24 protein-coding genes are annotated in these 20923 nt (G+C 70.7%); 17 read left to right on the top strand and 7 right to left on the bottom strand.

Translation table 11 applies throughout. The features are described from left to right. Positions 1-61: 61 nt before the first annotated feature. Genes I5Q34_RS29540 through uraD form a run of 3 tightly spaced genes read right to left on the bottom strand, consistent with a single transcriptional unit; the run spans position 62 to position 3224 of the window. A complete protein-coding gene (locus tag I5Q34_RS29540; protein WP_199895511.1) occupies positions 62-1453 on the bottom strand; it encodes an 8-oxoguanine deaminase in 1392 nt (463 codons plus the stop codon). A gap of 15 nt (positions 1454-1468) precedes the next feature. Then, positions 1469-2371 (bottom strand): factor-independent urate hydroxylase, encoded by a 903-nt coding sequence (gene pucL, locus I5Q34_RS29545; protein WP_199895512.1) that lies wholly within the window; start codon positions 2369-2371, stop codon positions 1469-1471. 7 nt (positions 2372-2378) lie between these two features. Next, positions 2379-3224, bottom strand: a complete 846-nt coding sequence (gene uraD, locus I5Q34_RS29550) for a 2-oxo-4-hydroxy-4-carboxy-5-ureidoimidazoline decarboxylase (RefSeq protein WP_199895513.1) — start codon at positions 3222-3224, stop codon at positions 2379-2381. Between the two features lie 444 nt (positions 3225-3668). Between uraD and I5Q34_RS29555 the strand changes: the two genes are divergently transcribed. The 5 genes from I5Q34_RS29555 to I5Q34_RS29575 all read left to right on the top strand — a co-directional run bounded on the left by I5Q34_RS29555 (position 3669) and on the right by I5Q34_RS29575 (position 8267). Further along, positions 3669-4880, top strand: a complete 1212-nt coding sequence (locus I5Q34_RS29555) for a helix-turn-helix domain-containing protein (RefSeq protein WP_199896039.1) — start codon at positions 3669-3671, stop codon at positions 4878-4880. 93 nt (positions 4881-4973) lie between these two features. Continuing rightward, entirely contained in the window at positions 4974-5669 is a 696-nt protein-coding gene (locus tag I5Q34_RS35200; RefSeq protein ID WP_234429695.1) for a hypothetical protein, read from the top strand. Then, complete coding sequence (locus I5Q34_RS29565; protein ID WP_199895514.1) at positions 5666-5857, top strand: hypothetical protein; 192 nt, start codon at positions 5666-5668, stop codon at positions 5855-5857. The genes I5Q34_RS35200 and I5Q34_RS29565 overlap by 4 nt, the downstream gene beginning before the upstream one ends. Positions 5858-6573: 716 nt before the next feature. After that, positions 6574-7434, top strand: coding sequence for a radical SAM/SPASM domain-containing protein (locus I5Q34_RS29570; RefSeq protein ID WP_277965578.1), 861 nt, complete (start codon positions 6574-6576; stop codon positions 7432-7434). 20 nt (positions 7435-7454) lie between these two features. Continuing rightward, entirely contained in the window at positions 7455-8267 is an 813-nt protein-coding gene (locus tag I5Q34_RS29575; RefSeq protein WP_199895516.1) for a protein kinase, read from the top strand. A gap of 111 nt (positions 8268-8378) precedes the next feature. Here I5Q34_RS29575 and I5Q34_RS29580 read toward each other — a convergent pair whose 3' ends face one another. Together I5Q34_RS29580 and I5Q34_RS29585 are read right to left on the bottom strand one after the other, a co-directional pair. Then, positions 8379-8741 (bottom strand): helix-turn-helix domain-containing protein, encoded by a 363-nt coding sequence (locus I5Q34_RS29580; RefSeq protein WP_277965579.1) that lies wholly within the window; start codon positions 8739-8741, stop codon positions 8379-8381. Beyond that, positions 8738-8989, bottom strand: a complete 252-nt coding sequence (locus tag I5Q34_RS29585; protein ID WP_199896042.1) for a hypothetical protein — start codon at positions 8987-8989, stop codon at positions 8738-8740. Before I5Q34_RS29585 ends, I5Q34_RS29580 begins: the two co-directional genes overlap by 4 nt. A 253-nt stretch (positions 8990-9242) precedes the next feature. On the opposite strand from I5Q34_RS29585, the gene I5Q34_RS36185 reads away from it, so the two are divergent. The 5 genes from I5Q34_RS36185 to I5Q34_RS29610 all read left to right on the top strand — a co-directional run bounded on the left by I5Q34_RS36185 (position 9243) and on the right by I5Q34_RS29610 (position 14280). After that, entirely contained in the window at positions 9243-9752 is a 510-nt protein-coding gene (locus I5Q34_RS36185; protein ID WP_199895517.1) for a transposase, read from the top strand. Positions 9753-10008: 256 nt separating this feature from the next. Further along, a complete protein-coding gene (locus I5Q34_RS29595; protein WP_277965580.1) occupies positions 10009-10818 on the top strand; it encodes a TIM barrel protein in 810 nt (269 codons plus the stop codon). Next, positions 10815-11702, top strand: a complete 888-nt coding sequence (locus I5Q34_RS29600) for a 2-hydroxy-3-oxopropionate reductase (protein ID WP_199895519.1) — start codon at positions 10815-10817, stop codon at positions 11700-11702. Before I5Q34_RS29595 ends, I5Q34_RS29600 begins: the two co-directional genes overlap by 4 nt. Beyond that, a complete protein-coding gene (gene gcl, locus I5Q34_RS29605; protein WP_277965581.1) occupies positions 11699-13432 on the top strand; it encodes a glyoxylate carboligase in 1734 nt (577 codons plus the stop codon). Before I5Q34_RS29600 ends, gcl begins: the two co-directional genes overlap by 4 nt. A 155-nt stretch (positions 13433-13587) precedes the next feature. Further along, positions 13588-14280: a hypothetical protein gene (locus I5Q34_RS29610; RefSeq protein ID WP_199895520.1), complete on the top strand. Its 693-nt coding sequence runs from the start codon at positions 13588-13590 to the stop codon at positions 14278-14280. 31 nt (positions 14281-14311) lie between these two features. Here the strand turns inward: I5Q34_RS29610 and I5Q34_RS29615 are convergent, their stop codons facing one another. Together I5Q34_RS29615 and I5Q34_RS29620 are read right to left on the bottom strand one after the other, a co-directional pair. After that, a complete protein-coding gene (locus I5Q34_RS29615) occupies positions 14312-14539 on the bottom strand; it encodes a hypothetical protein (protein ID WP_199895521.1) in 228 nt (75 codons plus the stop codon). Between the two features lie 272 nt (positions 14540-14811). Next, on the bottom strand, positions 14812-15438 hold the full coding sequence (locus tag I5Q34_RS29620) for a TetR/AcrR family transcriptional regulator (protein WP_199895522.1): 627 nt from the start codon (positions 15436-15438) through the stop codon (positions 14812-14814). Positions 15439-15508: 70 nt separating this feature from the next. On the opposite strand from I5Q34_RS29620, the gene I5Q34_RS29625 reads away from it, so the two are divergent. The 7 genes from I5Q34_RS29625 to I5Q34_RS29655 all read left to right on the top strand — a co-directional run bounded on the left by I5Q34_RS29625 (position 15509) and on the right by I5Q34_RS29655 (position 20785). After that, entirely contained in the window at positions 15509-15715 is a 207-nt protein-coding gene (locus tag I5Q34_RS29625) for a hypothetical protein (RefSeq protein WP_199895523.1), read from the top strand. Between the two features lie 226 nt (positions 15716-15941). Then, the gene (locus I5Q34_RS29630) at positions 15942-16280 is read left to right on the top strand and encodes a DUF6247 family protein (RefSeq protein WP_199896044.1); all 339 of its coding nucleotides are present in this window, start codon (positions 15942-15944) and stop codon (positions 16278-16280) included. Beyond that, on the top strand, positions 16277-16576 hold the full coding sequence (locus tag I5Q34_RS29635) for a hypothetical protein (protein ID WP_199895524.1): 300 nt from the start codon (positions 16277-16279) through the stop codon (positions 16574-16576). Before I5Q34_RS29630 ends, I5Q34_RS29635 begins: the two co-directional genes overlap by 4 nt. Before the next feature lie 299 nt (positions 16577-16875). Next, complete coding sequence (locus I5Q34_RS29640) at positions 16876-17799, top strand: helix-turn-helix domain-containing protein (protein WP_199895525.1); 924 nt, start codon at positions 16876-16878, stop codon at positions 17797-17799. Positions 17800-17852: 53 nt separating this feature from the next. Next, positions 17853-18446 (top strand): pyridoxamine 5'-phosphate oxidase family protein, encoded by a 594-nt coding sequence (locus I5Q34_RS29645; RefSeq protein WP_199895526.1) that lies wholly within the window; start codon positions 17853-17855, stop codon positions 18444-18446. 320 nt (positions 18447-18766) lie between these two features. Further along, on the top strand, positions 18767-20017 hold the full coding sequence (locus I5Q34_RS29650; RefSeq protein ID WP_199895527.1) for a helix-turn-helix domain-containing protein: 1251 nt from the start codon (positions 18767-18769) through the stop codon (positions 20015-20017). A gap of 96 nt (positions 20018-20113) precedes the next feature. Then, positions 20114-20785, top strand: a complete 672-nt coding sequence (locus I5Q34_RS29655) for a hypothetical protein (RefSeq protein WP_199895528.1) — start codon at positions 20114-20116, stop codon at positions 20783-20785. The last annotated feature ends 138 nt before the right edge of the window (positions 20786-20923 follow it).

The raw sequence follows: 20923 nt of genomic DNA on the forward strand, positions 1-20923 counted from the left end.
CGGGGGCCGCGCCCCGTCCCCGCCGCGGCCGAGGGCCGTACCCCTCGGCCGGTCCTGTGCGTCAGTCCCCGGCGGCGATCCGGGCGAGGCGCCGGGCCTCGTCGCGGGCGCGGCGGGCGATGCCGTCCTCGTCGGCGGTGATGAGCCTGCCGTCCTCGACCACCGTCCGGCCGTCGACCAGGGAGAGGGTGACGGGCGCCGGCGGGCCGAGGACGAGGGCCGCCACCGGGTCGGCGACGGTGGAGTGGCCCAGCCCGTCGAGCCGCCACAGCACCAGGTCGGCGAGCTTGCCCGCCTCCAGCGAGCCGAGGTCGTCCGCCCGGCCGAGGACCCGGGCGCCGCCGTACGTCCCCAGCCGCAGCGCCTGACGGACCGTCAACGCCTCGGGCCCGCCCGACAGTCGGTGGACGAGGAGGGCGTTGCGCAGCTCGGTGTGGAGTTCGCCGGTCTCGTTGGAGGCGGTGCCGTCCACGCCCAGGCCGACGGGGATACCGGCCGCGAGCAGGGCGGGGACGGGGGCGGTGCCGGCGGCGATGCGGGCGTTGGAGGAGGGGCAGTGGGCGACGCCGGTGCCGGTGCGGGCGAAGGCGGCGATGTCGGCGTCGCTCATGTGGATGCAGTGGGCCATCCACACGTCGTCGCCGAGCCAGCCGGTGGAGTCGAGATAGTCGGTCGGGCCCATGCCGAACCGCTCCTTGCAGAACCTCTCCTCCTCGACGGTCTCCGAGCCGTGGGTGTGCAGCCGGACGCCCTTGCGGCGCGCCAGCACGGCCGCCTCCCGCAGGAGTTCGGTGGAGACGGAGAACGGGGAGCAGGGCGCGACGCCCACGCGCAGCATCGAGTCGGGCGACGGGTCGTGGTGGGCGTCGACCGCCGCCTCGGTGGCGGCGAGCGCCTCGTCGGTGGTCTCGACGGCGAAGTCCGGCGGCAGCCCGCCGGCGGAGGCGCCGAGGTCCATCGACCCCCGGGTGGGGTGGAAGCGGACGCCGAGTTCGCGGGCGGCGCGGATCTCGGCGCCGAGCAGGTCCCCGGCGCCGCGCGGGAAGACGTAGTGGTGGTCCATGGCCGTGGTGACCCCGCCGCGCGCCATCATGGCCAGGGAGGCGCGGGCGGCCTCGTACACCATCGGCTCGTCGATGCGCGCCCAGACGGGATAGAGGGCGGTGAGCCAGTCGAACAGCCCGGAGTTCTGGGCGAGTCCGCGGGTGAGCCACTGGTAGAAGTGGTGGTGGGTGTTGACCAGGCCGGGGGTGGCGAGGTGGCCGGTGCCGTCGACGCAGCGGACGACGCCCTCCCGCGGCTCCGGCTGCTCCGGCGCGGGGCCGGGTCCGACGGACTCGATCCTGTTGCCCGCGATGACGATGTGCCCCGAGGGGTGTTCGGTGTCGTGGGCGTCCACGGTGGCGATGGCGCAGTTCTCGATGACGGTGCGGGCCGGTGGGGTTGCGGTCACTGCGTTCCCTTCGGGTCACGGACGGGCCGGGTGCACCGGGATGCGCTGCCGCGCCCCCTCGCGGAGCACGGTGGCCTCGATGAGGCCGTAGGGCCGGTCGGCCGCGTAGTAGACCTCGTTGTCGTTCTTGAGGCCGAAGGGCTCCAGGTCGACGAGGAAGTGGTGCTTGTTGGGGAGGGAGAGGCGTATCTCCTCGACCTCGGGGAGGTGTTCGACGACGCGGGTGCCCATCGCGTAGAGCGTCTGCTGGAGCGAGTAGGAATACGTACCGGCGAAGGCGTGCAGCAGGTGGTCGCGGGCGCGGGCCCAGGAGGCGTCCCAGTCGGCGTCCGTACTGCCGTGCCGCCAGCGGGCGTTGACCTGGGTGGCGAGGACGCGGTCCCGTGTCTCGGGGAGCGTGGTGTAGCGGTCCTTGACGTAGCCGTGGAACTCGGAGTCGGTGGAGTTGAGCACCACGAGGCCCTCCAGCCCGGAGACGACCTCCCACTCCTCGCCGTCGTACCGGACCTCGGCCGTACGGGTCTCCCGCCCGGCGCGGACGAACGAGTGCCGGGCCCCGCCGGCGTCCGGCGCCTCGATGCGGTCCCAGGCGTACTCCTCGACGCGGATCAGCGCCGAGCCGATCGGCTCCTGGCTGCCGACGAAGTGGCGGGCGAGCCGGATCCCGAACTCCTCGGCGGAGGCGATGCCGTGCTCCTTGGCGAAGGCGAAGACGGTGTTCTTGGTGGCGTCCGTGGTGAGGACGTGGGTGTTGGCGCCCGTGAGGTGGACGTCGTCCATGTTGCCGGAGAGCGAGACGGAGACGTTGAGGTCCTTGAGGTGGTGGGTGGAGCCGTTCCGGGTGATCCGGACGACGCGGGTCTCGGCCTTGCCGTACTGGTTCTGGCCGAGCACCGCCCGGCGGGGTTCTGCGGTCATTTCCCTGCTAGCTCCCTCGGTAGACGGAGTAGCCGAAGGGGCTGAGCAGCAGCGGCAGATGGTGGTGCTCGCCCGCCGTGACGGCGAGGACGGCCGTCACCTCGGGGAAGAACGCTGCGCCTCCGGCCGGTTCACGGGTCAGGTAGGGCTCGGTGTCGAACTGCAGCCGCGCGTGGGTGGCGTCCGCCGGGAGCGGCGGCAGCCGGGCGCAGCGTCCGTCGGTGTCGGTGGCCGCCGTGCCGAGCTCTCTCCAGGGCCCGGCGCCGGTGCGGGCGGCGAGCGCGACGGCGATCCCGGCGGCGGGGCGGCCGGCGGCGGTGTCCAGGACGTGGGTGGAGACGGTGGCGGTGTCCGCCCCGACGAGGGCGGCCAGCCGCAGCCGGTTGATCCCGGCCAGCTCGGCGCGGACGATCTCCCGTTCCTCGTCGGGGGAGTTGGCGATGCGGCGGCGGACGGCGTCGCGCAGCTCGGCGGCGGTCAGTCCGCTCGCGCGGACGAGGAAGACGTGCCCGAACTTCTCCTGGTAGGCGAGGTTGAGCCCGAGCATCTCGGCCAGGAGGTCGGCGGGGGCGTCCGCCATGCCGCGCTGTTCGCGGGCCGAGCGGTCGTCCCCGTCGGCCGGCCGGCCGATCGGGGGGTGCGCGGACATCGCCTCCGCGAGGTCCTTCTCGTCCAGTGCCGCGACCGCCGCGTCGGAGGCGGCGAGCAGGGTCCGGGCGTCGGGGTAGGGGCGGCGCGCCAGCAGCGCGCCGGCCCAGGTGGTGCTCGCGCAGACCCCCAGCAGCGCGGTGCGGGCCGCGCCGTCGTCCGCCGCGTTGAACCGGGCCAGCCCCGGCGTCGAACTCGAAGTCACGGGAACCTCCGTGGCGCTCGCGGCCGCGCTCCGACGGCCGGGCTGCGGACAGCTAACGCTCTCACGGACGGGACGTCAACAGTTTGTTGAAAACCCTTTGCCGAAGGCAGAACTGCCGTTCGCGTTCGAGGTAGTTGTCAACCTTGCCACTACCCCGTGACCGCGTTCCCGGTCACGAGCCAGCTGACCCCGGCCGCCTTGACATCCCGGGCGCGCCGGGCGGCCCGAGGTGCGGGAGCGGATGGACTCCGTTGAGTACGGGCTCGACGACGACCCGGTCCCCCGCGTCCGCCTGGCGGCGGAGGGCGGCCCGGGCAGGGCGCCCGCCGACTTCGAGGAGCTGAGCGTTGCCATCCGCCCCCGGGACCTGAGCCTCGGCTGTTGCAAGGTCCGCCCTACCATCGGATGCGAAGTCACCAAGCACCCGACCCTCTTGAGGTGGCCATGGCCAGTTGGGCGGACCTGACCACAGGCAAGCGCATCAAGGCACTGCGCGGCTCAGACATGACGCAACAGGGCCTCGCCGAGGCGGCCGGCGTCTCCTTGGCCCTGGTACAGAAGGCCGAGCAGGACAAGGGCGATCTGTCTGTGGGTTCGTTGCTGAAGTTCGCTGCGGCGCTGCGGACCGACGTGTCCGTGATCCTCGGCCAGCAAGCGCCGAGGCAGGGCATGAACCGGGAGGACCGAACAGCACTACGGCGCCTCTCGGATGCTGTGCACGAGAGCGCACTCGGCGAATGGGAAGGAATCGAGGACCCGAGCAGCGTTCAGGAGCTTGCCCGAGCCCGCGATGCGGCGTGGGACGCCTACTGGATCAGCGACAACACTGCGGTCAGCACACTCGCTTCGAAGGTCCTTCTGGAGGGCCATGTACGGTTCGCGACTGCGACAGACGCCGAACGGGCAAAGCTAGGAGTGATCCTCGCGAGTACCTACCGAGTTGCCGCTTCCTGCGCCAACGGGTTCGGGCAACGTGATCTCGCCTTGGGTGCGCTGGTCTCGGCGAAGCGGTGGGCCACCATGGCCGATGACCCCGTGCTCCTCGCACTGTTGGAATCCACCTTGTCGTGGGTGTACCTGCGAGGTGCCAAGCTGCCCCGGGCCGTGGCTGTTGCCGAGCGAGCCGCCCTAGCCGTGGAGCCCAGCTTCAGCCGTGCGACGCAACCGGAACTCGTCGCGTACGGACGATTGATGATCTCCGCTGCGGTAGCCGCTTCGCGCCGCGAGGATGAGGACTCAGCCAAGAACTACCTGTCGCAGGCAACAGCAGCCGCAGCCCGCCTCGGCGGAGACGTGGACCTGTACGGCACAAGCTTCGGTCCTACGGCGGCGAAGGCCGAAGCCGTGGGTGTCCATGTCGCGCTGAGGAACTACGGGCACGCACTGAAGCTCGCCACCGAGCCAGGGATGCGGGAACTCCCCGGCAACATGTCCACGGTTGCGCGGAACCGGTACCGGCTGGACGTGGCCCTGGCTCAATGCGCGGCAGGGCTTTATGACCAGGCCGGCGACACACTCATCGAGGTTGGGCTCGAAGCCCCGGAGTGGGTGCGTCATCAAGCTCTCCCTGGGGTGATCGGGCGACGCCTCGCAAAGGTCTCGTCTGCAAAGGTTCGCAGTATCGGCGAACTCATCGGCGTGCCCTTGATCGCATAGCTCCTACAGAGCGTACGAGTCTGCTCACGCGATCTTCGGGACTCGTACGCTGCATCGCTTCATCCTCGTTGCCCGCCCCTGCAAGATGCCCACATGGTCGGCAACCAGCGAGCCAAACCTCAACTCACCAAGAGTGCACGCCGTTCATCGGGGGATCACGCGCGTCGGCGCAACCTGGTGGACGCGGCCTCCGGCTTCACCTCGTCGGTCGAACAGTTCCGGTGCGTCATCTACGTCCGGGGGCTGACGGTGGCTGACGCACTGCTCGCACATCAGGAATGCGAAGACTGCGCTTACGCCCTCGGCTGGCACGTCGTGGCCGCGGTCGTCTGGGCCGAAGAACAGCCTTCAACGACAGAGGAAGCCGAGCTCGAACGCGCTCTCGGCTACCTCTCGCGTCGTGAGGCGAAGGCCGTCCTGACCGTTCACCCCTCCATGCTGCCGCGCTGCAAGGCCGAGTGCCGCACCTTCATGGCCTCGATCGAGGCCAACAACGGCTTCGTGCACTTCAGGCGGTCCGCGGAAGCCGAAGATGAATCCCGGATTCTGGACGAACTACATGGGAGTGCTCAGGGGCCTCTCGCAGGGATGGTGAGCATGGTCCCCCGTGAGGGGAACTGGGCCGTGGATACCCGGGACAACCGGGTGGGCCAGGTGATGAAGAAGCGGTGGAGCAGCATTCGGCTCTGCGCGCCCAACAGCGGGGGCGAATGGGAGTGTCCCCCCGACAAGGTCCGGATCGCGACCAAGGCGGAACTCCAAGAGGCTGGGGCCTGGAGGGACGCATGACCGCGAGCCGAGGCTCCACTATGACGTTACGGGTCTCCCGTGACAGCGGGCAGAACTACGGGCCGGCCACGGTCTATTCGCCGGGCAAGAACTCGCACCCGATCATCGGCCCCGGCTTCCCGCCGTGCTCCTGCCCCACCTGCCGTCCGAAGGATCTCCCGGCCGCCGACGAGCAGGGCCCACGGTGAGCCCGGACGAACCGGAGTCCCTGCCGTCGCCGAACTGCATTGAATCCAGCGGGGGCAGCATCGCACCCCACGCCCTGCCGCGTACATCGACCTGAACGGAACCCGCTATGACAAACTCCCGTCGCAGCATCGCCAAGACCGGCCGACCGAGAGCCCGGCGCCCCGACCTCGACAACGCGTGGCGCCACGTCGTTACGGTCCCGCACTCCTCCGGTCGGGCCGCATCGGCCGACGGCAGCAAGGAACACTGCCGAGTGTGCCTGACGAAGATCGCGGCCATTCGGGAAGCTCAGCGGCGGGGCGACATCCGCGCAGAGGAGCAGCATGCAACTGCCCTCTCCTGGCACTGGCACCACGATCACCTTGCCGTGCAGACCTGACCGGCTCCACTCGGTTTCCAGCCCCCTCTCTGCTGTGTGATGCCGGGGTGTGGCCACGGCCCCTTGTGTCGTGGCCACCAACAGAGAGGTGGGCCCGCCCGATCAGGCGTCTCCTTGACACTGGAGAGCCGGGCGGGCAGCCTCCCGGCTGCGCAGGGAGCCGGAAGGACCCAAAGTCCTGTCCCGCCACGCTTGTCCCGGCCAGGAATAGCGGGTCGGCAAGTGGCGACGACGCAAGGAAAAGCCCCACGTTGATCCAGGCCAACGAGTGAAAGGGCAAGAGGTATGACGACTGCTGCGTTACCGGCCGGGCAGACCACCACTCGGTTCTTGTGGGTGGACCTGACACGGAAGTGCCAGCTCACATGCACGCACTGCTACAACGCCTCGGGACCGCAGGGCAACCACGGCACCATGTCCCGTGAGGGCTGGATCGGCGTCCTGGACCAAGCCGCAGCATGCGGCGTGCGGGACATCCAGTTCATCGGCGGCGAGCCGACCATGCACCCGGCGTTCGCGGAGCTGGTGGACCACGCGTTGAACGTCGGCCTCAAGACCGAGGTCTACAGCAACCTGGTGCACGTCCGTCCGTCGCACTGGGAGTTGTTCCAGCGTGAGGGAATGTCACTGGCCACGTCGTACTACTCGAACGCGGCTGCGGAACACAACAAGGTCACCGGCCGTCCGAGCCATGCCAGGACTCGCGCCAACATCGTCAAGGCGCTCGAACTCGGCATCCCCATCCGAGTCGGCATCATCGGGGACGACGAGCAGATCATCGAGGCGGCGAAGGCCGACCTGGAGTCGATGGGCGTCAGTCGGATCGGCACCGACCACATCCGGGCGTTCGGACGGGCCTCCGGAGGCCAGAAGCCGGCGGCATCGGGTCTGTGTGGCGGGTGTGGTGACGGCCGAGCTGTGATCGGCCCGGACGGCAACGTCGCGCCGTGCGTCTTCTCCACCTGGATGGGTGTCGGCAACGTCCTCAACGACTCGTTGGCCTCTATCCTGAGCGGTCCCGCCCTGTCCGAGGCCGTTGACTCCCTACGAGCCGACTGGGGGAAGAAGGACAAGGACAACGACCAGAACCAGGAATGCCGTCCTGACTGCGTCCCGAAGAACCCATGCGACCCGCGGTGCGAGCCGAACGATGCGTGCCGTCCAGGCACGCCGACTACTTGCCGCCCCAGAGTCTGAAGTGCTTGAAAGGAACCGATTTGACCGAACTGCCCGACGGGCACTTCCGAGCACTGATCCGCCCGTACACCGGCGAAGTCGATCAAGTGCATGTTCCGAAGCAGGGGTTCACTACGGACTTCGCTGCGGTCATCGACAGTGAGAAGGGGTCCTTCTTCGTCAAGGCCATGTTCAACCGGCCGGGAGGACGACGGGACTCCATCCTCCGGGAACGGGCAATCAACCCGTACGTACAGCCTCTCTCGCCCCGAGTGCTATGGAGCGTTGACGGAGACGACGCCGGGTGGATCATCCTCGGGTTCGAAGTCATCGACGGGCGCGACCTGGACTTCGAGCCGGACTCGCCGGATCTCCATATCGCCGTGGGCCTTCTCAACCGTGCGGCGAGCCTGGAGCTGCCCGACGTCGCACGGGACTGGCGGGAAGACCGGTGGGACGCCTACGTGAGAAGCGAAGACGAGTTGACTTTCTTCCGTGGTGACGCTCTGCTGCATACCGATATCAACCCGTCCAATACGATGGTGGGAGATGCGGGCGCATGGCTTATTGACTGGTCATGGCCCACACGCGGGGCAGCGTTCATCGATCCTGCCTGTTTCGTCGTGCAGCTGATCTCCGCCGGCCACAGCCCCGAATCCGCCGAGGGGTGGGCAGCCCGCTGTACCGCGTGGGAGAACGCGGACCCGAAAGCGATCGACGCGTTCGCCGCAGCCGATCTGCGCATGCACCGGGCCATCGCCGACCGGCGTCCCGATGAGGCGTGGCTCACGGCCATGGCGGAAGCAGCTCAGGCATGGGCGGACCACCGAGGCATCCCCGAGGTGGGGCCGTAAGCCACCTGCCCATGTCATGCCCAGTGGCCGCATCAGCTGTTGCCGAGGAAGCTCCCGGAGCTCCGGCGGCCGCCGCCGGGGCTTCACCATGCACCCTTGCCCAGGGCAGAACTACCGTTCACGATTCAGGTAATTGTAGACCGTGAACCGGCTGACCCCCAGGGCCGCCGCCACCGTCTCCACGCCGTGACGCAGAGCGAAGGCCCCCCGGGCCTCCAAGGCGCGCACGACCAACTGCTTGGCCCTGCGGTCGAGTTCGGCGAGCGGCACGCCGTGCTGCCGTTCCAGTTCACCCAGGATGCGTTCGAGCGAGTCGGACAGCTGTGGCAGCCGGACGGCCACCACCTCGCGCCCCTCCCAGGAGAGCACCACGTCGTCCGCCCCCGCCTGGCCGGGGTCGAGCATCCGCCCGCCCACCGCGGCCACGAGGGGCGCGACCGCCGCCCGGAACCGCTCGCTCTCGCCGCCGCTCACGCGCCGGCCTCGCCGACGACGTTCACCTGCAGGGACACCCGCGTGGCGCCCGCCCGGATCGAACGGCGCAACAGCTCGTCCACGGCGGCGAGTACGGCATCGGCCCCGCCCTCCGCGGTGTTGCCGAACGGGCCGACGTCCACGGAGTCCAGACCGGCGCCCTGCACGACCTCCCGGGCGACCACGGCGTGCGGCGGGGCGTGCTCCAAGTCGAACGGCTCCGTGGTGAATTCCACTCTCAAGCGCACCATGCGACCACGGTAGCGCCGAGCCTTTGGTGACGTGGATCACACTTGCCGGTTCTGGGGCATTACATCCATCATTGTAGTGGCCAATGATTTAACTGCCGTCGTTTCAGGATCTCCTGCGAGACGTCCCGAATGATCCGCACCGCTCCGGCCCAGGGACGGCCCGCTTCCGAGGCCCCGAAGCCCCACGGCTCGCGATCAATGACCCGCGGCACCCCGCTCCCCTGCCGCGCACGACAGTTCCCTACCGCACATGGCGATGACGGAGAACGATGTGACCCCACCCGCGTTACCCGACAGCCCGCCGTCGGCACCCCTTCCCCACCCGGGCCCGTTCACGCTCCCCCTGAAGGGCCCCGACCCCCTGAAGGACCCCGCCGCCACGATCCTCACCGAGAGACTCGTGCCGGACGACCTGTGGCGCCTGATCAGCGAAGCCCTCCCGACCGCGCCGAAACGCCCCCAGGGCGGCGGCCGGCCCCGGGCCGGCGACCGCGAAGTCCTCGCCGCCATCGTGTTCCTGGCCGGCTCCGGATGCAGCTGGCGGCAACTGCCGCCGGTCTTCGGGGCCTCCTGGCAGACCGTGCACCGCCGGTTCACCGAATGGACGGGCGCGGGCCTGTGGGACTCCCTGTGCGCGGCCACCGCCGACCGCCACGGGACCCCGATCCGCGCCGACTGGACCCGGACCGTCTGCCACCAGATCCGCAAACGGGCCGGGCTGCCGTGCATGGCCGGCAGGATTCCACCGACAGGAGGCTGAAAACCGGCAGACAGGAGGACGAAGAACGCCACGAACGGCCTGCCGGGCGGCAGTTGGCGCCGCCCCGGCGGGGCCGTTCCGCATGACGCGGACTCTTGACAGCCGTTCGGGGCGCGGGCACTCTCCATTCCACTCAACGGAGTTGACTTTCCGTCATGCGGAATTTCCTGCGCGGAAGGAGTCGCTCGAAGTGCCCCTCCCCGATCTCCCCGATCCCCGTCTCCCCGATCCCCGTCTCCCCGATCCCCGTCTCGCCGTGAACCTCTCGCTCCTGTTCACCGAACTCCCGCTCCTGGAACGCCCCGCGGCCGCGGCGGCCGCCGGCTTCCGCGCCGTCGAACTCTGGTGGCCCTGGCCGGACGACCCGGCTCCCCCACCCGCCGGACTCGCCGCCCTGCGCGACGCGCTGACCGCCGCCGGGACCCGGCTCGTCGGGCTCAACCTCTACGCCGGCCGGCTCCCCGGCCCCGACCGCGGTGCCCTGTCCCTGCCGGGCCCGGAGTCCGAACGCTTCCGCGCCAACCTCCCCGTCGCCGCGGACTTCGCGGCGTCCCTGGGCTGCACGGCCCTCAACGCCCTGTACGGCAACCGCCTCCCCGGCGTCGACCCGCGCGTCCAGGACGCGCTCGCGCTGGAAAACCTCGTCCTGGCCGCCCGCGCCGCCCACCGGATCGGCGCCCGCCTGCTCGTCGAGGCCCTCAACTCACCCGAATCCCCTGCCTATCCCCTGGTCACCGCCGACGCGGCCGTCGCGCTCGCGGACCGGGTCAACGCGGCCACGGGCCTCGGCAACACCGCGTTCCTCATGGACCTCTACCACCTCGCGCGGGGCGGCGCGGACCTGGACGACGTCATCGACCGGCACGCCGCCGCCACCGGGCACGTCCAGTTCGCCGACTGCCCCGGCCGCGGCGCCCCCGGCACCGGCGCGCTCGACCTCGCCGCCCTCGCCGCCCGGCTGCGCGCGGCCGGTTACGAGGGCTGGATCGCCCTGGAGTACCGCCCCTCGGGCCCGACCGCCGGCGAACTGGCCCGCGCCTTCCCCCGTCGAGAGGACGTCTCATGACCGCCCCGCTCCCCCGCGTGGCGTGGATCGGTCTCGGCGTCATGGGCTCGCCCATGGCCGAGAACCTGCTCCGCGCCGGCCATCCGGTCACCGGGTACACCCTCGAACAGCACAAGCTCGACCGGCTCGCCGGGCACGGCGGCACCCCCGCCCGCTCCGTGGCCGAGGCCGTCCGCCACGCCGACGTGGTCGTCACCATGCTGCCCGCCGACGCCGACGTGGAGTCCGTCGCGCACGGCGGGGCCGGGATCCTGGCGAACGCCCGGCCCGGCGCGCTCCTCGTCGACATGTCAACCGTCGCCCCGCGCACGGCCGTCGCGCTCGCCGAAGCCGGTGCCCGGCGCGGTCTGCGGGTGCTGGACGCGCCGGTCTCCGGCGGCGAGGCCGGGGCCGTCGAGGGCTCGCTGTCGGTCATGGCCGGCGGCCCGCCGGAGGTCTTCGCGGCCGCCCGGCCGCTCCTCGGCGTGGTCGGCGGCACCGTCGTGCACTGCGGCCCGCACGGCGCCGGGCAGACCGTCAAGGCCGCCAACCAGCTGATCGTCGCCGCCGGACTCCAGGCGTGCGCCGAGGCCGTCGTCCTCCTGGAACGGTCCGGGGTGGACCTCGACGCCGCCCTCGACGTGCTCGGCGGCGGGCTCGCCGCCTCCGCCGTCCTCACCCGCAAACGCCACAACTTCCTCGGGCGCGACTTCACCCCCGGCTTCCGCATCGACCTCCACCACAAGGACATGGGCATCGTCACCGCCGCCGCCCGCGAGGCCGAAGTCACCCTGCCGCTCGGCACGTTGATGGCCCGGCTGATCGCCGAGGCCCGGGAGAGGGGCGACGGCCACCTGGACCACTCCGCGCTGCTGCGCGGCGTCGAACGGACGGCGGCCCGGTGAAGCCCGCCGCCCGGATCCCCGCCATGGGCGCGGCCGTGCACATCCTCAAGGACGAGGGCGTCACCATCGCCTTCGGCTGCCCCGGTGCCGCCAACCTCCCGCTCTACCGGGCGATGGAGGCCGACGGCGGCATCGAGCACCTCGTCGTCCGCCACGAGACGGCCGCGGCGCACATGGCCGACGGCTGGGCCCGCACCAACGGCCGTGTCGGCGTGGCCCTGGCGACCTCCGGACCGGGTGCCACCAACCTCGTCACCGGCCTCTACACCGCGCACGCCGACTCGGTGCCGATGGTCTGCCTCACCGGCCAGGCCGTCTCCGGCAAGCTGCACCAGGAGGCGTTCCAGGCCGTGGACATCGCGGCCGTCGCCGCCCCCGTCACCAAGTGGGCCGTCCAGGTCAAGGAGGCGGCGCAGATCCCCTGGACGCTCCGCGAGGCGTTCCGCACCGCGCGCGAGGGACGCCCCGGACCGGTGCTCGTCGACATCCCGCTGGACGTCGCCCGGCGCGAGATCGCCTATGACCCGGCGGCCGACGCCCGGCTGCCCGTCCGCGCCTGCCCGCCGCACGGCCCGTCCGTCGAGGCCGCCCTCGACCTGCTGCTGGCCGCCGAACGGCCGCTGCTCCTGGCCGGCGGCGGGGTGATCCTCGCCGGCGCGGCGGACGAACTGCGCGCCCTCGCCGAGCAGCTGGGCCTCCCGTTCCAGGTCACGCTGATGGGCAAGGGTGCGGTCGAGGACGACCACGAGCTCAACATGGGCACCACCGGCATCCAGACGTCCCAGCGGTACGCCAACGCCTCGTTCCTGGAGGCCGACTTCGTCCTCGCCGTCGGCGCCCGCTTCGGCGACCGCCACACCGGAGGGGACCTCTCTGTCTACCGGGGCGGGCGCGTCTTCGTCCAGGTCGACGTCGAACCCACCCAGCTGGGCCGGGTGATCGAGCCGGACCTCGGGATCGTCGCGGACGCCCGCGCCTTCCTCGCCGCCCTGCGCTCGGCGGCCGCCGCGCGCGGCGCGCGCCCGGACATCGGCCCCTGGCGCGCCCGCTGCGCCGAACTCAAGCGGACGCTGGTGCGCCGCGAGGACTTCGACACCGTCCCCGTCAAGGCCCCCCGGATCTACCGGGAGCTCAACGGGCTGCTGGACGAGGACGCGTACGTGGTCACCGCCATCGGCCTGTACCAGATCTGGGGCGGCCAGCACCAGAAGGCCCACCGGCCCCGCCACTACCAGGTCTGCGGCCAGGCCGGCCCGCTCGGCTGGGAACTCCCGGCGGCCATCGGCGTCCGCAAGGCCTTGGAGGGCATGGGCCGCGCGGACACCGACGTGGTCGCGGTCGTCGGCGACTACGGCTTCCAGTACACCATCGAGGAACTGGCCGTGGCCGCCCAGTACGACATCCCCCTCGTGCTGGTCATGCTCAACAACGAGTACCTGGGCCTGATCCGCCAGGCGTCCCTCGGCTACGGCATGAACTACCAGGTGGACATCCACTACGACGCGACCGGCACCGACCACGTCAAGATCGTGGAGGCGTACGGCTGTTCAGCGCGGCGCGTCGTCGAACCGGCGGACATCAGGCCCGCGCTGGAGTGGGCGCGCGAGCGCGCCGCCACCACCTCGCGCCCCGCCCTCGTCGAGATCATGATCGAGCGCGAGGCCAACACCCCGCACGGGCCGGACATCGACGCCGTCCGCGAGTTCGAGGCTCCGCCCGTGGTCGCCTAGACGTCCGGACGGCGGCGCCCGCACCTGCCGCGCACGCGCCGCGGAGCCGCCGTCCGGACTCCCCCTTCGGCCATTCGCGCCCCCGACGGCGTCCGCATCATGGACTATGGAGTGCCCCGGTCCTACGGACTTGTTCGCTTTCGCTGGAGCCGACCATGGCCAAGAGCGTGCCGGTGCCCTGCCCGACGTGCGGCAAGGAGCACCCGTTCACTCCCCCCACCTACCCCTGCGCCTGTGGCGCGCCCCTGACCCTGCCCGTTCCGCCGGGCGCCGCCCCGCAGTTGCTCGCCCACCGCACCTGGCAGGAGAGCTGGGTCGCGGTCCGCTGCGCGGGCTGCGGACGCCAGGGCCAGTGGCCCAGGCCGGAGTTCGACTGCGCCTGCGGCGCCGTCCTCCAACTGCCCGTCGAGAACCCGCCGGCGGCGGACGACGAGACGCGCCCCGCCGTCCGCCGCGCCACCCGCGCCGCCTTCCGCCCGGTCACGATCCGCACCGAGCGCGACGCGGTCACCGCCGCCCAGCGCTATCTGCGCTGGCTCGGCTACACGCATGTGCAGCGCCCGGCACACCGTGCCGCCGCCGGCGGCGGTCTCGTCGACCTGGCGGCGAACGGCCTCGTCGTCCGGGTGGACCCGACAACCCTGCCCACGACCGTGCGCGACATCGAGTGCCTCTGGCTGTACGCCCTGACCGACGACTCCACCGGCGTGTGCTTCTCCCTGGCCGGCTACACGACCGAGGCCCGGGCCCAGGCGGACGCCCTCGGTCTGCCCCTGTTCGTCATGGACCTCACCGGTGCGCCGCGGGCGCTCAACTCCTGCGCCGAGGAACTGGTCCGCAGACGGTGAACCGTCCCTTTTCCGGGCTGCGTCGCCCTTCTCAGCTGCGTTGCTCCGCGACCTTCGACAGGGCGATCACGCTCGCCACGGTCTCGGCCGCCTCCAGCTTCCACGCCTCCAGGGCGTCCATGCCGGAGTTGACCACGTCGTCGAAGAATCCTGTCCGTCCGGCTGCGGGTTCCCCGTCCGCCGACCGCGCGGACTCCTGCGCGGACGTGGCGGACGGCTTGGAGAGCACGCCCAGGAAAGCGGCGGCTCGGAGGGTCATTACGGCGACGGTGCGCATGAAGTACCTCTAATCCGCTCATCGGCTGAGACACATCACGACTTGCCCTGGGCACTCTCGCGACATGCCCTGTGTCACTCGGTGTCACTCGCACGAGGACGACACGCAGATACGAAAACGTTTCCCCGTCAATGAGTTCGGGGACCCCACCCAGGCACTTGCTTCACGGTGAGCATCCCCGGCCCCCGGGGCGGGCAAAACGATCCGCTCGACACTTCACTCAACTGAGGTAATTACCGGACAGGTTGGGTATTTCACCGTCCGCCGCCCGCCAACTCCTCCAAGTGCGTCACCAGCACCTCCTCGCACCGAGCCGGGCCGAGGACGTCCGGATGCACCACGGCCGCCTGCCCGAGACCGTCCAGCAGTGCGGCCAGCCGTTCGACCTCGACGCCGAGGTCGCGGCCGTGCGGCAGCGTACCGGACTCGTCGAGCCGGACGAGGACGCGGCGCAGAAGCCGCCGCGTACCGACGGCGGTCTGCCTCGCGATCTCCGCGAACGCCGGATCGGTGCGCGCGGCGAGGGTGAACTCCAGAAAGACGACGACCTCCGCGCGTCGGCGCCCGTCGAGCGGCAGCAGCTCCGACAGCAGCCCGGCCACCAGCCGCAGCCGCTCCGCGCGAGCGTACGCGCCCAGGTCCCCGATTTCCTCCACGCCGCACAGCAGCCGCCTGGTGACCCGGTCGAGCATCGCCCGCATCACAAACTCCATCAACTCCCGCTGCCCCGCGAAGTAGTGGCGCACCGATCCGATATTGAGCCCCGCTTCGCCGGCGACGGCGCGGAGGGAGGCGCGCTGGAGGCCGTCGCGTACGACGACGCGGAACAGGGCGTCGACGACGTCGCGGCGACGGGCTTCGGGGTCCACGATTTTCGGCATGGAGTTTTTCTATCACGGGCGTGATAAATTCTTTCGTATCACGCATGTGATAAATAGAAGGGGGCTCCCCGTGGAGCGGTTCCTCGACCTCATACTCATCAGGTACGGCCTGGTGGCGGGCGGCCTGGCCGTCCTCGCCCTGGTGGTCTTCGTCATCGCCCTGCTCCTCAAGCGCCGCGGCAGCCTCACTCGGGCCCGGCGCTACGGCGACCCCGCCACGCAGGCGCTCCTCCGCGCAGCGGTCCGGCGGTTGGAGGGCCGGGGCGACCGGCGGTGATGGGCGCTTGCCGGTGGGTCACCCTCTCAAAGTCTCAGGCCCGGGGACAGCTTCGCCCTTGGCCGATCGCCTCGTGGCGGTCCAAGGAATTGCGATCAACGCGGACTGTGCGGAAGGCTTCACGGACCTGTGGCGCCCTGAGCCGGGATCGCCAACCCGGGACGCGGACAGCCCCATAGGCTCACTGCAAGAGCGCATAACCCGAGAGGTGGACCAATCGGTGACCATGGAACCCATCGGCAGCCCGCGCGTCCCGCCGATGCCCGAGCGCACGCCCAAGGCTCTCCGGGCTGCCATCTCCCAGCACACACCCGACCTGCTGCCCGACTTCGACGCGCACTGGAAGAAGTACATCGCCGACGCCTACGACCTCGCGCCGGTGCCGGCCTTCATGATGCGCTGGTGGGTGGAGTTCGCCATCGCCCGGAACCCCGAGCTCGACGCGCACCTCCACGACCTGGAGACCCGGGCCGGCGCTGCGACGACCAACGCCGAGGCCCAGGAACTGCTGGAAGAAGCGGCCCGCATCCGGCACGCCCTGCGAAGCCTGGAGCCCGGCGAGTGAGCGACGACATCATGGGGCCGCCCTGGAAGATCGACTGGCGGACGGATGCCGGGGCATATCGCGACTCACTGCCGAAGGACGTCCGGGAAACGCTCGTAGAAGCCTTGGTGGACGTCAACACCGCCCCGGACCCGTACCGGCCCGGTCCCGACATCCCGGTGGAGCCGGAACGCTCCACCCGGTTCCGAGGCCCGCACATCTTCTACTTCGACAGCGGCCGTGGATGGGCCCGGTTCACCTTCGTCCGGCGCTCCGAGGATCCCCAGATCGTCATCGAAGAGCTGTTCTGGCAATGAACCGGCATGGGCACAGGCCCTCCCCCCACCGCCGGGGGGAGCGACTCGCCGCCCCTCCCTATGCCTCCCGCCCGCCCACGCGGCCCGCGTGGACCACCTCACCCCCGTGGAGGCGGTCCACGACGGACCCGCGCACACGCGAGAGCCGGCCGTTGCTCCGGGACGGCGGCGCTCGCATCCCGATTGCGGGATGGCCACGACGTTAGTCAGGCCCTCGGAGGCAGTATTGGAAAAATGTAGGATCTGCGGCACGAGCCCTCGTGTTCCGGTGTTGTTCTGTGCTCCGAAGGGAGTGCGGTGTGGTCGACCAGACAGCTGTGCTCAGCACCCCCGTGCCCGGATCCGCCGAACTCGCCTACCGCGCCCCTCATCCCCGCCTCGCCGGACTTGTGCTCACGTACACGGGCGAGGACCGGTCACCCGCGCAGCCACTGCTGCGACGGGTGATGGCGCTGGCGACCGTGGTCCTCGTGATCGACTTCGAGCCGCCGATCCGGCAGGTGGTCACCGACATCCGCCCACCGGCACGGCAGCACCCGACGGCCTCCCTGGTCTCCGGGCTGAGCGACCGCCCGATGCTGATCGAGCAGACCGGGCGGGCCTACGGCATGACGGTGCAGCTGACTCCGCCGGGCGCCCGCGCATTGTTCGGACTTCCACTGAACGAGATCACGAACACGACCCTCGGTCTCGACGATCTGTTGGGCGTCAGCGCCCGGCGGCTGACCTGCCGGCTCGCCGAAGCCCCCGACTGGCCTTCGAGGTTCCGGCTGCTGGACAGCTACCTGATCGCCCGGATCGGCGCCGGACCCGAACTGGCGGCACCGGTCCGGCGGGCCTGGCAACGGCTGACGGCCCTGTCGGGTGACGTGCGGATCGGCACGCTGGCGGACGAAGTGGGCTGGTCCCGGCAGCACTTGAACGCCCGGTTCCACCAGGAGATCGGACTGCCGCCCAAGACCGTGGGCCGCATCGCACGGTTGCAGAAGACCTTGTCCTTCATGGGCGACGCCGGGCGGTTCTCCTGGGCCGACGCCGCCGCGGCCTGTGGCTTCACCGACCAGCCGCACCTCAACCGCGACTTCCGGATGCTCGCCGGCTGCACCCCGACCGATCTCCGCACCCTCATGACCGACTGGTCCGGCCTGCTGACGGGCAATCCGCTCATGACCCATCGGCCACTGCTCCGTCGCATAACGGATGGAATGTCCGGGCCGCTTTGACATTCATCGCACAAGATCCAGAACTGCCGTCGCAATCCGGCCATAATCGATCCATGGGAAAGAGCTACGAGCGAATAGACGGCAGGCTGCGCACGTTCATCGAGGCGCAGCACATCTTCTTCACCGCGACAGCGCCGCTGGACGGCGACGGCACCATCAACCTCTCACCCAAGGGCCTGAACGGCTCGTTCGCCGTGATCGACGAACTCACGGTGGCCTACCTCGACTTCGCCGGCAGCAACGCCGAGACGATCGCCCACCTGCGCGAGAACGGCCGCATCACCTTGATGTGGTGCGCCTTCGACGGCCCGCCCAACATCGTCCGCGTGCACGGGCGCGGAGAGCCGGTCTTCCGTGACGACGCGCGCTGGGCCGGGCTGATGGCGCACTTCCCGGACATCGACCCGGCCCTGCACGGCCTGCGCGCGATCATCGTCGTCACCGCCGAGAAGATCCGCGACACCTGCGGGTACGCCGTCCCGTTCATGACCTACGACGGGGACCGCCCGCTGCACGCGTCGCGCTTCGCGCGCGAGACGGACGACACGCTGGACGCGTACTTCCGGAAGAAGGAGCACGTCGCGACCAGCATCGACGGCCTGCCGGGGCTGCCGCTGCCCCTGCCGCCGTTGCCGCGGACCGCGTGAAGCCCGGTCCGGTCGGGCGCCCACGCTGTCTGTGCCTGCCGGCTTCTCGCATCGGCCGGCGGGTCGGCCCGGGGGCGTAGCGTGGCACCACTTGCCAGGGGGCCCGGCAGCGGTCCACTAACCCCTCCCGCGGTGTGTGCCCCAGGATGGCATCGTCCTGCTCCGTCAATGGACGCATACCGCCCAACGGATCGTTGTCCGGAACGAGTTCCACCGCACTGCTCCTCACTCCACGGTGTTTCACCGACCGGCCAAAGGCAGTCGGCGGACACAGCCCCCGTACTCTGACAGTGACGCGCCGTCCAGAGAGGGGCAGACCCATGCCGGCTGACGCGACCCCGGACCCGTACACCGACCCGTTGGTCTTCGGCCAGCGCATGCAGGTGCTCCGCACGCGGCGCGGGTTGAGCAGGCCTGTGCTCGCCGGGCTGCTCGGTCGTTCGCCCTCCTGGGTCAAGCAGGTGGAGAACGGCAGCATCGGCACGCCCTCGCTGGCCATGATCCTGCGCGTCGCCGAAGTCCTCCGCGTCCGCGATCTCGCCGAGTTGACCGGCGACGAGAGCATGCCCACTCATCTGTTCACCGGGCCCGGCCATCCCCTCCTGCCGGCCGTCCAAGCAGCGGTCAACGCCTATCCCGTGGTGGGGGACGGCGAGGCGCCGTCGGCGGAAGGGTTGCGGGCGCGGCTCGACCGGGCGTGGGCCGCGCGCCATTCGGCCGCACGGCACCGCGAAGTCGTGGGCGGGCTGCTGCCCGGGCTCATCCGGGACGCCCAACTGGCCGTGCGCCAGGCCACGTCGGCTGCGGACCGGCGCAGACTGCAGGGCATCCTGTCCGAGGTCTATTCCCTGGCGCAGTTCTTCGTGGCGTACCAGCCCGATCCCGCTCTGCTGTGGCGGGTGGCGGACCGGGGGATGGTCGCGGCGCAGGAGTCCGAGGACCCGCACGTCATCGGCATCGCCGCCTGGCTGACGGTGCAGGCCCACCGGGACTCCGGGCACGCCCACTTCGACGCCGCCGACTCCGTCAACCGGGACACCCTGGCCTTCCTGGAGCCGTTGACGCCCGACGGTGGGGACGACGTGCGGGCCGTCGTCGGAGCCCTGCAGTTCGAGGCCGGGTACACGGCAGCGCGACGCGGCGAGTCGGGTACGGCCTGGGCATGGTGGGAGAAGGCCCATGCCCTCGCCGAGTCACTCCCGGTGCACTACTACCATCCCGTCACGTCCTTCTCGCGGGCCGTGATGTCGGCCCACGCCGTGACCGTCGCCGTCGAGTTGCACGCCGGTGGTGAGTCCGTACGGCAAGCCACAGCGGCCGACGCCCACACGATTCCCTCGCGGCCGCGCAGGGCCCGGCACCGCATCGAGGAGGCCCGCGGCTACCAGCTCGACGGGCAGCCGGAGGTTGCTCTCGCCACCCTGGCGAAAGCGCACGAATCGGCGCCGGACACAGTCACGTACAACGGCTACGCCCGGCGCATCGTCCTGGAGGAGACGGAGGCGAAGAGCCCGGGCCGGCGGCAGCGCGCCTCCGAACTGGCCGTGAAGCTGGGGTTCCTCGCCGCATGACGAACGGTTGAGCGAGGGGCAGGATCCCTGCCCCTCCCTCGGCGCGGGCGCCCCTACGGTCGCAGCTCTCCGACCTCTCCAGAAACGGGAGTTACGATGCGCACCGAGGACAGCCGCAGCCATGCGACCGAGCCGTGCCGGCTCGGACAGCACGGCACATGCATCGGGGCCACACCCATCCGCCGCGTGGGCACCACGCGCACCGACGCCCTCCCCTGCACCTGCCCATGCCACCGCACCACCGACAAGGCCGGTCGCTGGCTCGTGTCCCGCGAAACGCACCCTCGCGTCGCACGCGAGGCATGGTCCAAGGGACTGCCCGCCACCCTCCGCGCAGGCATCCACTTCGACGCCGTCCATGTCCCCGCCGCCCTCGTCGAGGACGGGATCCGCGGTTCTCGCGACCGCGACGCCGTCGAACGCCACTTCCGCGCCGTCGGCATCACCACCGCTGTCCTTGTCTCCCGCCGCCGGGACCGCTACAGCATCCTCGTACCTCCGGACACCGCCGACACTTGGAATGTTCCCGGCGCCCAATGCCTCGGCGCCACCAATCACACCAACTACCTCGCCACGCCCCCACCCACACGCCACGAACCCCCAGGCGCCCACTGGCTCCTGCCCGCCCCGGAAGGCGATCAGGACCTCTGCGTACCCGACTGCATCCGCGCGCTGCTCGCATGCACGCGCCTCGTGGGGCTGGACGGCCGGACAGGCGACCACCGTCACCATGCCTCCTTGGCCGGTGACGGCCCGTCGCCGCTGTGACGCTCCGCAGGCGATCAGCGCCCGGAAAATCCCAGGTCCTCGCACCATACGCTCGTCGCACCGCCCCCGGCCGCCCCGATCACAAGTTGGACCCGACGTCAACGCGGGGCCCTGGGAGCCTGCTTGGGGAAATGTAGG

The sequence above is a fragment of the Streptomyces sp. AV19 genome (assembly GCF_015999245.1).
Classification (GTDB): Bacteria; Actinomycetota; Actinomycetes; order Streptomycetales; family Streptomycetaceae; genus Streptomyces.